Source organism: Halocatena pleomorpha (genome assembly GCF_003862495.1).
Lineage (GTDB): Archaea > Halobacteriota > Halobacteria > Halobacteriales > Haloarculaceae > Halocatena > Halocatena pleomorpha.
Genome location: NZ_RRCH01000017.1, coordinates 1 through 12,347 on the forward strand (window position 1 = coordinate 1; position 12,347 = coordinate 12,347).

Annotated in this window: 11 protein-coding genes; 7 read left to right on the forward strand and 4 right to left on the reverse strand. The window is 59.1% G+C overall.

Going from position 1 to position 12,347, the window contains the following annotated elements:
• The first annotated feature begins 427 nt into the window (after positions 1–427).
• The 3 genes from EIK79_RS08145 to EIK79_RS08155 all read left to right on the forward strand — a co-directional run bounded on the left by EIK79_RS08145 (position 428) and on the right by EIK79_RS08155 (position 2,734).
• On the forward strand, positions 428–1,039 hold the full coding sequence (locus EIK79_RS08145; protein ID WP_185715563.1) for a DUF7437 domain-containing protein: 612 nt from the start codon (positions 428–430) through the stop codon (positions 1,037–1,039).
• Positions 1,036–1,614, forward strand: a complete 579-nt coding sequence (locus tag EIK79_RS08150) for a hypothetical protein (protein ID WP_124954630.1) — start codon at positions 1,036–1,038, stop codon at positions 1,612–1,614. Before EIK79_RS08145 ends, EIK79_RS08150 begins: the two co-directional genes overlap by 4 nt.
• Positions 1,615–1,741: 127 nt before the next feature.
• Complete coding sequence (locus tag EIK79_RS08155; protein ID WP_124954631.1) at positions 1,742–2,734, forward strand: aldo/keto reductase; 993 nt, start codon at positions 1,742–1,744, stop codon at positions 2,732–2,734.
• Between the two features lie 169 nt (positions 2,735–2,903).
• On the opposite strand, the gene EIK79_RS08160 is transcribed toward EIK79_RS08155, so the two are convergent.
• Both EIK79_RS08160 and EIK79_RS08165 read right to left on the reverse strand, forming a co-directional pair.
• On the reverse strand, positions 2,904–3,725 hold the full coding sequence (locus EIK79_RS08160; RefSeq protein WP_124954632.1) for an MBL fold metallo-hydrolase: 822 nt from the start codon (positions 3,723–3,725) through the stop codon (positions 2,904–2,906).
• Positions 3,725–5,152 carry an ATP-binding protein gene (locus tag EIK79_RS08165; protein WP_124954633.1) on the reverse strand — a complete coding sequence of 476 codons (1,428 nt, stop codon included), beginning with the start codon at positions 5,150–5,152 and terminating at the stop codon, positions 3,725–3,727. The genes EIK79_RS08160 and EIK79_RS08165 overlap by 1 nt, the downstream gene beginning before the upstream one ends.
• A 171-nt stretch (positions 5,153–5,323) precedes the next feature.
• Between EIK79_RS08165 and EIK79_RS08170 the strand changes: the two genes are divergently transcribed.
• The 4 genes from EIK79_RS08170 to EIK79_RS18045 all read left to right on the forward strand — a co-directional run bounded on the left by EIK79_RS08170 (position 5,324) and on the right by EIK79_RS18045 (position 9,680).
• Positions 5,324–6,457 (forward strand): thiolase family protein, encoded by a 1,134-nt coding sequence (locus EIK79_RS08170; protein WP_185715571.1) that lies wholly within the window; start codon positions 5,324–5,326, stop codon positions 6,455–6,457.
• A gap of 144 nt (positions 6,458–6,601) precedes the next feature.
• Complete coding sequence (locus tag EIK79_RS08175) at positions 6,602–7,594, forward strand: BtrH N-terminal domain-containing protein (protein ID WP_124954635.1); 993 nt, start codon at positions 6,602–6,604, stop codon at positions 7,592–7,594.
• 61 nt (positions 7,595–7,655) lie between these two features.
• Positions 7,656–8,198 carry a hypothetical protein gene (locus EIK79_RS08180; RefSeq protein ID WP_124954636.1) on the forward strand — a complete coding sequence of 181 codons (543 nt, stop codon included), beginning with the start codon at positions 7,656–7,658 and terminating at the stop codon, positions 8,196–8,198.
• A gap of 3 nt (positions 8,199–8,201) precedes the next feature.
• Positions 8,202–9,680 (forward strand): glycosyltransferase, encoded by a 1,479-nt coding sequence (locus EIK79_RS18045; RefSeq protein WP_185715564.1) that lies wholly within the window; start codon positions 8,202–8,204, stop codon positions 9,678–9,680.
• 36 nt (positions 9,681–9,716) lie between these two features.
• On the opposite strand, the gene EIK79_RS08190 is transcribed toward EIK79_RS18045, so the two are convergent.
• Together EIK79_RS08190 and EIK79_RS08195 are read right to left on the reverse strand one after the other, a co-directional pair.
• Positions 9,717–10,472 (reverse strand): hypothetical protein, encoded by a 756-nt coding sequence (locus EIK79_RS08190; protein WP_124954637.1) that lies wholly within the window; start codon positions 10,470–10,472, stop codon positions 9,717–9,719.
• A gap of 142 nt (positions 10,473–10,614) precedes the next feature.
• Entirely contained in the window at positions 10,615–12,342 is a 1,728-nt protein-coding gene (locus EIK79_RS08195) for an asparagine synthetase B family protein (protein WP_221621717.1), read from the reverse strand.
• Between the last annotated feature and the right edge of the window lie 5 nt (positions 12,343–12,347).

Below are 12,347 nucleotides of genomic sequence, written 5' to 3' on the forward strand. Positions count from 1 at the left end.
TTTGGTCCAGATTTTTTGCGGGAGTGGTGGCCGACGGCCACCCGAGCGCAAAAAGGTGGAGGGTCATCGACGACCCTCCAGCAGTGGACAGCCAACACGGTGCTCATACTGCGACCGAACCGGACGCCCGCACCGAGAACACCGCTGGCGCTGGTCGCGTTTCTGATATGATTTCTGATACGATTCGACACCGTTACATGTCTCTGATTCGTTCCCAATCATGGGTTCTTGCATCGCAGAGGACCCAGCGTCGGGTGTTTACGGCACCCGGCGCGCTTTCCGAACGCGCGCAACACGTGGCTGCGCCCTCCATTTCGTTTTGGCACCTCCATTACTTATAAAGTTATTTATTTATCCCACATCATTCACTGCGAGAAACAGCTGGCTCGTCGGAACGCTTAATACGAGATCTATAGAATATAGAATAATGGCTGGTAACGTCACTTCCTCCCCAACGCGGTCGAATCCGGTTGCCACGATTCGCTCGCTCGCAGCACTGATCGAACCGGACCACCGTGCGCGCGTCTATACGACGCTTTTGCTTGCTGAGGACGGTGAGCTAACCCCGCAGGAGATCTGCGATTCTATCGCGGTTCCACGCGCAACGATCTATGACGATCTTAGTTGGCTGGTGGAGGAAGGTCTCGCCGCGCGTAGTGAGACTGGACGACCACATCGTTATCAAGCGACGCCACAAGCCTTGTCGCTGTCACCATGGCAGACGATGGGACCACGTGAGCGAACGTACTATCTTGCTCTCGTAGTCGCAGTCGCTCGAAAGGCAGAGAACCAGACAGTAGAAACGTTCATCGATCGCCACGGCGTCGAAACGTTAGCGGACGCGATCGAGTACACGCTTACTCGACTCAAGGGACAAACGACACTGCGCTCGATGGCCCGAGAACTCGATCTGCCAGTGGTTGAGACCGAATCGATCTTTCAGGCGATCGTTGGTATCCTCAGCGACCTGAACCAGAGTCACATCACACCCCAATCACTTGATATCCCACTCGATGCAGCGGATACCGGAGCAGAATGACGACGGTCGAAGTTGATCATGAACGCGTTGGTCACGTTGCAGATACGGGTGTGTTCGTCTGGATCGGCGGACCACAACCTGACAGACCGGGTCCGTCGAAGTTCGAGACGTTCAAACAGCTCGCTGCGACCGAGGGAATCGTGTTCACGATCTCGCAGCAGGCTTACGGGGAGCTCACCGAAAACACTGATTCGGATTATGAGATGCGGGGATCGTTCATCGAGACAGCGATCGAAGATGGTTGGGTCACGGTCGCTGAGCCGCTGGATTTCACCATTGGTCCCGTCTCAACCGTCCTGAACCGAGCCGAGCAGTTGATCACCCAACGTGACAAACACCACCAGACGGCAACCGACGCGCGAGCGGATGCCTCTTTACTTGCGATCGCCACACAGCTGATCGAAACAGAGCAGACCGATCAATGTATCATCTACACGACCGACAAAGCCCAAAGCGAGACAGCGATGGATCTCCTTGGGGAGCGGTACGGCGATCGGATCGTCGTCGAGTACTGTGTTCCGCATCTCGACAATGGAATCGCAGTCGAGGAATTTCGTCGACTCTGGCGGGAATGATCCCAATTAACGACGTGGACCGCCGGACAGATAGCGGCAACACGAGCACGCGAGTCTATCCACCCTGCCACCGGCAAGCGGTGCCCTGGCTCGCAGCGTTTTTGGTCGTTCAATCGAACCGTTCGGCATGGAGACGCGAGAACTTGGCAGCACGGGCATCGACGCGACGGCCGTCGGACTCGGGACGTGGAACGTCGGGCCGGTGTGGGGCGACGTGAGCGACACCCAGATCAAGGACGCCATCGACACCGCGATCGACGCGGGAATCACGTTCATCGACACGGCGGAGGTGTACGGCGACGGGCGCGCGGAACGGCTGATCGGTGAGGTACTGGAAGAACGGGACGACGCCGGAGCGATCGACGTGGTGACGAAGGCCAAACCCGATCCTGATGGAGGCCACTCCCCGGACGGACTCCGGGAGTCAATCACCGGCTCGATCGATCGGCTCGGCGTGGACAGCCTTGATCTCGTCCAGTTGCACTGTCCGGAGACGGGCGCGTTCTACGATCCAGAGGTGTTCGAGACGCTTGAAGCCCTCCGCGAAGAGGGGCTGATCGACCACGCTGGCGTGAGCGTCGAACTCGTCGAGGAGGCGCTGAAAGCCATCGAATACGACGTGGTCGAGTCGGTGCAAATCATCTTCAACCCGCTCCGACTGCGCCCCCGCGAGCGGCTGTTTGAAGCGGCCCAACGCCACGACGTTGGGATCATCGTTCGGGTCCCGCTTGCCTCGGGGCTGCTCGCTGACGCGTTCGAGGAGACGACTGACTTCCCTGAAGACGACCATCGCCGTATGGCGATCGAGGAGGGCGTATCGGCCGGCGTCGGCACGAAGGGCGGCGAAACGTTCGCCGGGGTCCCCTTCGACGCGGGCATCGCAGCGATCGAGGACCTCCGTCCGCACGTTCCGAGCGAGCTGTCGATGGCGCAGTTCACGCTCCGGTGGATCCTCGATCACGACGCCGTCACGACCGTCATCCCCGGATCGACTTCACCGGCCCACGTCGAAGAGAACGCTCGCGCCGCTGAGTTCCAAGAACTTACCCATCAAACCCACGGCGCAGTTACGGACGTGTACGACGAACACGTCCGAGACCACGTTCACCACCGGTGGTGAATCACTGTGTTGGCGGAGCGGGCGTTCGAGACGCCCGCTGATGAACGGGAGTGAGTCCGATGCTGGTGTCCGACCTTCGGTTCCGAGTCGGGCGGCTGTGCGGCTGGGATGAGTGACTGTCTCGCCAGACGAGCGGTAGCGAAGCTACCCGAGCGCAAAAAAGGTGGGTTTAGAGCTGATACCGCTCGCCATCGACAGCGGCGTGGTCACCGAACGCTTCTTCTGGCGTCGGGAAGTGAGAGACGTGAACGAGCCGTGTTCGTTCAGCGTTCAGTTCTTCGGCAAGCGAGAGCGCCCCCTCCATCGTCATGTGTTTCGTCCCGATTGTTCGAGGAACGCCCGCGTCGGTTTCGTGACGGCCGCCGAGCGGATGGTGGTCACAGAGCCGCGCCGGGACGATGGCGTCAGCGAGCAACAGATCCGGGTCGGCAAGCTGATCGCGGGTGGCATCAGGAATATTGAAGTTGGTATCACCGGTAATAGACAGCTTCGCACCCGTTTCATCCTCAATAGTCACGCCATAACAGAGAAACGGCGGGTGTTCGACCGGCAGGAGCGTCACAGTGAATCCACAGGTTTCGAACGGTTCGAGCGGCGGCTGTGGAGACACCGTAACCCGGTCAAGGTAGTCGTACTTTCGGTCGATCGTTTCAGCGACGCTCTCGCCGGTTGTCGGGTCGGTTTCGTTTGCGGCGTACACTGGCAGCGACTCGAACAGTCGGTAGGCGTTGCCCAACCCATCCAAGTGATCGAAATGGATGTGCGTGATGACGATCGCGTCCGGAAGCGCCACCTGATCCCGGAGCAGTTGGTACCGCACGTCGGGACTCGTGTCCACGAGCAATGACTCTCCCGTGTTCTCGTTTTCGACGTGGACTGAAAACCGGGTGCGTTCAACGCCTCGGTCAGCGGCTGTGTGACACGTCTCACACTCACAACCCGGTGTCGGTGTGCCCGTGGTGTCGCCGGTCCCGAGCAGTGTTACCCGCATCAGTCGTCAGAGCTGTGAGCGTGATCGTGAGCATGATCGTGTCCGGTGTCGGTCGAGCCGGAGCCGGCAATGAGCGCGTCAGCGTCACCGTTGATCATGTCCATGTTCTTGAGGTTGTCTCGTTCCTCAAAGCCCTCAACGGCGGTGAGGAGATCATCCTGTGTGAGGGTCGTGCGCTCCTCTGTGAGCGCGTTCAACACGGCTTCTCGAAGCACTAACCGGAGATCACTGCCGGTCAGCCCTTCGGTCTTGTTCGCAACCGCTTCGGGATCGAAGTTCTCGATGTCCATCTTCCGGGTAATGACCCGGAGGATGTCCGCACGCATCTGGGAATCCGGTTTCGGAAAGTTGACGATCTCGTCGAACCGCCGCCACGCAGCGGCGTCGAGTTGGTCTGGGTGATTCGTCGCACCGATGAGTAACACGTCATCCCGGATCAGGCTGACTTCGTCGATGGATTTGAGCAGCGTGTTCACAGCGCGTTTGATCGCGGCGTGCTCGTCGCTGGAGCGCGTTTTCGCCACGAAATCGAATTCGTCCATGAAGAAGATACACGGTGCAAGCCGCTTTGCCACCTCGAACGCCTTATCGACGTTCTTGGCAGTCTCACCGAGATACTGGCTCGTGATCATCGAGAGTTTGACCTCCACGAACGGCAGTTCGAGACCGTGTGCCAGCGCCCGAGCGACCGACGTTTTACCGGTACCCGGTGGGCCGACGAGCAGGAGCTTTCCGATCTCTCGCAGCCCGATTTCCGCGAGATACTCCCGGTGCTCGATCGCCTTCACGATCTTCTGAATCTCGGCCTCCTGATTCGATGTGAGCACGAGATCATCGAGCGTCATCTCCATCTCCTGAGGCGCGCGAACCTCAACGAGATCGAGCATCTCCTCGTCTTCCTCGTCGAACACCTGTTCGAGCAAGCTGTCAATCCACACCCGATCGGCGTGGATCGGGCGGTTCATCGAGCGAGCCGCCTCGTAATCGACATCTTCGACATCCGACTCGAAATATCTAGCGAGCGTTGGATTAGTCATGAGGCGGTCCGAATCTGTCCGTTTGAGATACCACTGTTCTGCCATCTCAGCGTCGCTGAAGGAGAGTTCCCCCGTGAACTCCTCGCGTTGGGTGAACAACAACTCGGAGACGGCATCCCACGGATGAGCGATCCCCGTCGCTTCGGAGATCCGGGTGCCGGTAACGGTTAGGGGCCGTTGGATGCTCCCCGGAGCACGACGGTCACCGTCACCCGGAGCCTCCTCCGGTGTCGGCGTCTCGGTGTCAGCATCCGAATCGTCGGTAGCAGCAGTGCGCCAAAACGCACGACGGTATGACGGTGGAAGATCGCCCGGGTCACGAGCGGTGTCCTCGTTGTAGACGCGGGCGGTAAGCATGAGTTCAATGACGTCAAGCGCCGGGCCAGTCATTCCCCAAACAGTTGTCGCGGAACGCGTATAAGATCGTCGGAGTGCGCTCACATCGCAAAATATGGTATGTGAACACACAGTAATAAACCACAGGACAGTGGAACCGCAAACGGGGTGTAGAAAGTTGTTAGCAGGCTGTTTTAACACGACGAAGCGTAATGTGAGTGTATGGTGGATACGACACCAGTCGTAGTGAAAGCGTACCGTACCCCACAGGGAAAAGAAGACGGCGTATTTGCTGATGTTCGGAGTGAAGATCTCTCGATTCCACTCATCAACGAGATTCTTGCTGAGACCGGACTATCCGGGGATGATGTCGACGATTTGATGTGGGGCTGTGCCCAACAGCGCAGCGAGCAGGGGAACAATCTCGCGCGTGTTATCACACTGCTATCTGATCTCGGAGAGAACGTTCCGGGGACGACGATCAACCGTTGGTGTGCGTCATCGGCACAGTCGGTCATCAGCGCGAGCGACGCGATTCGTGCCGGGCAGCGCGACGTGATCATCGCTGGTGGCGTCGAAAACATGTCTCGGGTGAAGATGGGCCAGAACAGCCAGAACGTCCATCCTCGCATGAACGACGAGTACAACGTCGCAAAGCTCCAGATGGGGATGACGGCCGAAGAGGTCGCTGAGCGCTTTGATGTCTCTCGAGAGACCCAAGACGAGTACGCCGCTCGGTCCCAACAGCGAGCGTGCGAAGCAACCGAGGAAGGTCGGTTCGACGACGAGATCATTCCAATCGAAACGGAAGACGGAACGGTCACCGAAGACGAGGGGCTTCGACCGGGCACGACCGCTGACAAACTGGCGGGGCTGCCAACGGTGTTCAAAGCCGACGGAACGGTCACGCCGGGTAACGCCTCTCAAGTTTCGGACGGCGCGGCCGCACTGCTCGTCACGAGCAAGGCGTTCGCAGAAGATCATGATCTCGATATCATGGCCGAGATCGGTGCCAACAACGTCGCTGGCGTTGATCCTACCGTGATGGGTATCGGTCCGGTGCCCGCCGTCGAAGGCATGCTCGAACGCAACGGCCGTTCGATCGAGGACTACGGACTGGTCGAGTTGAACGAGGCTTTTGCCAGCCAGACCGTCTACTGTCAGCAACAACTCGGCATCGACGACGACATCTTCAACGTCAACGGCGGCGCGATCGCCATCGGTCATCCCCTCGGTGCCAGCGGCGCACGACTGCCTGTCACTCTTCTTCACGAGATGGAAAAGCGCGGAACCGAGCGCGGGATCGCCACCGAGTGTGTCGGATTCGGACAGGGCGCTGCGATCGAGTTCAGTCGATAACTGTTCGGACAGCGAGAGCAACAGACCGTCGGAGGGTTTGCCCGGTTCCGTCAAATCGTGCGGTTCCTTGCGCGTCTCTTCGGTGACAGGACTCCAGTGGCTGTGGACCGAACTGGTTGTGTATTCCCGAGTCGTAATCCGGTTATGCAACTTTCAGGCTACGACCACAGCCCAGGACGTCATTGTGGCTCAGTGTCGCTCCGGAATCTCTCTGATTTTTATGGGTGGGGCTTCGACGAGCCGACGTGTTTCGGGCTTGCGAGCGGGCTGGGATTCACGTTTTTCGAGCTATCGATGGATCCTCATCGCGCGTTTTTCGGCCGACCGTTCGCACTCGAACGGTCGTTCGTACGGCGGCTCGGCGTCGACTACACTGAGCGGGAGGGCGAGAACTGGGAAACAGCATGGGACGCCGTAACGGCCCATCTAGAGGCGGGTCGACCCGTTTTGTTGTTTCTCGATATTTACGATCTCGATTACTTCGGGACAGACACCCATTTCGCTCCGCACGCTGTGCTCGCGGTGGGCTACGACGACACCCACGTTCTCCTTTCTGACAGCGAGTTTCCCACGCTGCAGTCGCTGTCGCTCGACAGCCTGCGGTCGGCGTGGCGCTGTGATCCCGTCGTCCCGATGCGTAACCGGTATCTGGTCGTTACAGAGTCGGAACCTACTGATTTCGAGTTTGATGGGGCTGTCCGGGACGCGACTCGCTTGATGGCCCGCTCCATGCTCGATCCTGAGACTCGTCCCGATGACCGAGGACCGGGACGGCACGGACTCCCTGCCCTCCAGGCGCTCGCAGCGGAACTGCCCGCGTGGACCGCGCTCCCTGATCCGTCGTGGACGACGCGGTTTGCCTACCAGAACGTCGAACGCCGAGGCACCGGTGGCGGCGCGTTTCGCGGACTCCAGCGGGACTTTTTCGAACGCGTCGATCACCCGTTCGGAAGCGACGTGACAGACCGGATGGCCGCCATCGCTGACGACTGGACCGCGGTGGGAGCCACCCTGCAGGAGGCGAGCGAAGCCGACGACGATGGACTTCAGGACGGACTCGACCGAGCAGCCGCCGAGATCACCGCGATCGCTGACCGCGAAAAAGCACTGTACGAGGCGATCCGCTCGATCGAGTGACTCACGTCTGCGATCCTATACCAATCGGAATTTATATGTGATTAGATATACCTATATTGGTATGGACACGAAGCGCGTCCAGCGCGCCCTCCTCAATCGCGGCGTGTTGCTGCTGTTCGCCGTATTGTTCGTTCCGATGTTCGCCGGGACAGTGCTGTTTCCACTGGTTCCGTCGGTTGTTCAGCTAATACTGCTCGTGCTTTCGGTTCCCGGAATGTTTCTCATCACCGTTGGAGAGTTTCTTTACACACCACTGCTGGTGACGGGTCACCTCCCTAACGTGATCGCTAACGCTGTGTTGTTCTATCTGTTCGCCGTCGTGGCAGCGGGAATCGGTCGCGTGCTCGGTCGGTACGCGGCAGAACCCGCCCACAGAACGCGGCTTCGGTATCTCGGTGCGGGTACGCTCGTGCTTGCGGGCGTGCTCGCGGTGGGGTTCACTGCTCAGATTCCAGTGACGTGTGGCCCAGCCGGAGACTGCACGTTTGCTGGGTGGGCGTATCGGCTGATGGTGCTCGCGGTCGGCGGCGGCCTGTGTGCGTCTGGGTTCGGCGTAGTCGGCGTGGACGTGGCCGTTCGTCGGATGCGTTCAGGGTCGGTGTAATCGATGCAACCCACGATCGCAGTCGCTCATTACCCGGAAGGTGCCGGACACGCGACACGGATGCTGGCAGTCGGATCGGAACTCGAAAAGCGAGGAGCCGACGTATTGATGGCTGGTGGCGGAAACGGCTCCGAGTTCGTCAAGCTCAACGGATACGACGAGTTCGAGCCGGCGACCGTCAACTACATCGACACGTATCAGGGCGGCTCGATGAGCCACGTCCTCACTGAGAGTGTTCCCGCGAGTGCCAGAAGAGTGGCCGACTACGTCGACTGGCTCCACCGGATCGATCCCGACGCCCTAGTGACCGACGACATGTTTGCAGCGATGGCGGCACCAAAAGCTGGCGTTCCCCTGTACGTCGTGAAACACGACATGCCCGGATTGTATCGGGATCCACTCGAACGAGCAGGGGCATTCTTCCACACCAAGTTCCAGCTCATCACAGCGCGTGAGTTCTTCTACCCGGTTGTGTGTCCAGCTTCGGAGATCGATCCCACAGGGGTGACGCGCGTTCCACCGATCGCACTCGACAGTGAGAAAGACACGGTTGATACTGCCGATATCGTCTGTGTCCCGAGTCACTACTCGGATTTCGACCGGATCGCTGCTCAACTCGAACGACAAGGCTACGACGTGTTGAACGTGGGTTCGGAGAACTGGGAGGCAGTTCCATCGTTGCTGCCGTACATTCGAGGGGCCGATGTCGTCGTCTGCTCGGGCTACTCAACGATCATGGACGCAGCCGTCGCGGGCACGCCCTGTGTGATTCACCCCGAAACCACCGAACAGCAAGCTGTCGCGGAGTGGATTTGTCGGAACGGCGTAGCCGGCTTCACGGTCGCCAACGACGCTATCGATGTGCTCACGGCGGTGCAGTCGCCACCAGAACCGTCCACCTACGCTAACGGTGGACGCGAGATTGCTACGACGGTGCTTGAGGATCTCCGGGAAGCGCAGCCCACGACGGCCGATCGAGCGGTCACGGGATCCGACACGGACCGGGAACAGTCAGCACTCTGGACCGACTCACCCGAATCGATCTCCGCTCAGTTGCTGGGTGGGAGCAAAGAGTTGCTCGGAGCGGCGACCGGTGCTGTCGGACTAGCCGCGCTCATCGCACAGCAAGTGACTGCACACAGCGGTTACGCCGCAATCGAGCAGTCACTTCCCACCTATGCCGGTACCGTCGGTGAGCTATTTCTCCTCGGGAGCGTGCTAGTGTTTCTGCTCGGACTAGCCGGCGCGCGAGCGAACGCCAGCGTCGTTCCGTCAGTGCTTCTTGCCAGCGGGCCTGTCGTCGGGTGGGCGGTCACCCACTGGACGGTACCCATGACCGAACCACGGTATGCAGTGACGTTTCCCCTTGAGATGGCGCTTCTTTATGGCGGAACCTTCGGAATCCTTGGCTACCTCGTAGGATGTTCGCTCGGACAACTGCCAGGAACGGACCGTACGAAGCCGAGACGGTCGGAACACTGATCGGCCATCGCCCAGAAGTAGCAGAAAGACCACTAGTTATCGGTCGTCGTTCGCGTCCGACGACGGTCCCATCAGTCCTGTAAGCCAGGACCACATCGACTGTCCAAGTTCCTGAACGGTGAGCTCCTCGCCGTGATCGCCCGTCGATCCGGAGAAGTCGGGTTGTACGCCCAACAACACAGCTGCGACGCCGATCTCCAATCCGATCACCGCCATCAACAACACGATCGTCACTGAAGTGTCGTTCGTGAGGGATCCACCTTGTATCATCGCTACGAACAATCCCGACACCAAGAGCACACCGCCACCGCCGCGCAACACGGTGTCGACGCGCGACTCCGAGCGACCCCGATAGAGACCGTACACCAACATCACGCCACCGGCGAAATGCAACACGAACGCCCACAGCCACGCCGGAAGAACGGCACCATCAGCCGGTTGGAGTTGTGCGGGAAGCAACTGGACCGACAATACTCCCTCTATAACCAACAGACAGAGGCGGAGCCACGCTGCTAGCACGCCGTCGTACAACTGCAAGACACCACCAAGCACGGACGCCTCAAACTCGAACAGTGCCGTACCGAACGACAGCCACGTCGACGAACCGATGAACTCACCGATCATGAACAACAGAAACACCGGGAAAAGCGCGACAGTGGCGAGGCTCATGAAAAGGATCACAAACGGTTTTCGAACTCGCCATAGGACGGTTGCGGTGACGTACAGTGCTGGCAACAGTGCTACGACCGCAACGGGTGTTTCCAACACGAGTTCGGTGGTTGTCTCGAACATTGGATGGAGGTATCTGGAGAGATTCCAGAATTGGGGCTACACGTGCTAACGTAAAAGATTTTGTGGCATTCACGTACGGCGTTCTGTGTGCACCATCGCCACGCCGACACCCAAAACGTGAAGCGACCGGATGACGGAGAGCTTAGTCCGCCTGCGGGTCGTCTCGCCACCAGCGAGCGTCGTAAACGCGGAGCTTGAGCCGGGCTGGCAGCTGTCTGACGGCGTACTCCTCGGGGAACAGTTCCTCGTCCATCTTGTACTGTTTGTACACGTCGTCTCGGTCCGGCCACGCTGGTTCGAACGAGTCGAGGAACGGGAGTTTCCGGCGCAAAAAGCGCTGGATCTGGTTCAAGCGAACGGAAGAGAGCGGCTGACTCTGCGGTCGGTGTTTGAGAATGTCTTCATCGATTCGTTCGACCGCTTTCCGGAACGTTTCGTACCGCCGATATTTGGGCGGCGTCATGAGGTGCCATTCGAGCAGTTCGCTGTCGACGGCGACGAACGCCTCGAAATAATTGTCCGCGAGATGAGCGTGCGTCGGTAGCACTGGCTGGTTTTTGATGATGAGAAGATCCATCGCGTTGTGCACTGAATCGGTGCGTTCCCAACACGTCGACAGCTCTGCGTGGAGTTGGTCGAAGAGGAATTCATAGGGAGAATCCAATGAGAGGTCTACGTCGAAGAGACCAGAGACAGCCTCCTCGACAGCTTGACTCTCATCGGGGAAGAATCCGAGCGTATTGAGAAGCGACTTGATTGGGTCCGGATTCGGAGCCAGTTCTGAGGACGGAAGCTTCGTACCGAACAGCTCGAAACCGTCTCGTTCGAGGAAGTACCCCTTTAGCAACGTATCAAACAGCGTTCCGTGGTACACGGTCTGCATCTCGACCGCGTCATCGAAACCCGCCTGGTGGATGTGAAGCGCTTCCTTGATTCCTTGGCTGTACCGGCTCTTTCCGTCGGTCGGCATCAGATACCGTTTATCTGGCTTCAACACCGTGTGTGGGATGTCGTATTGGGCCGCGAGTTTCCGAGCGACGGTAACCTCTCGGGAGTTCGAATTCCCGATCGTGTAGCACTGATCAATGTCCGGTATCTCTGCGAGAAAGATCCGCGAATCATGCCCGCCCGAGAGCAACACCCCCTTCGGACCGGGAAGCGTCGAACGACGATCAACCGCCCGAATCAACCGCTCTGTAAGCTCCTCGACGTAATCGAACGGTTGGGGATTGTACACGAACCGAGACAGTGATCCGACGGAATCGGCGGTCAGATAGCCGTCGAACGGGATCCGATCGATGCCGGCTATGAGGGTTCGCTCACCTAGCACAGTGCCGAGATGGATGTATTCGAGCAGCGACGAACGACAGTAGTCAAACGTGTCAACGCGATCTGCCAGCAACGAGAAGTCCGTGGTGAACAACCGTTGTCCGCCGGCATCAGTGTAAAAACATTCCCACGAACGGATCGGATCCGTAGAGACGAACGCGTCCTCACCGTGTTCAATCACGGCGAGATACGATCCGTTGATGTCCGAGAGGGCGTCCCGTCCGTGCTCAGCGTATCGGTCGAACAGCCACCGAGCGATGTTGTCGGGGGAAGAAGTGGTTTCCTGAGTATGCGGATAGATCTCTCCCCAGAGGAGACAGAGACCACGGCTGTCAGAATAGCTCGCGCTCCGGCTAGGCACGCCGAGACCGGGATCACGAACGCCGACAGTGATGGACTCCCCGGTGAGAATTTCGTCGAAATCGTCGGCGGATCGGTGGCACTCGAACTCAGAGCGAGTGCCAAACACCCCAAACAGTTCCTTATTCATTCGGCGGTTCGAAACAACTGACTCGTCGTGTGTTTTGAGCGTTGGCGTCATCGCAG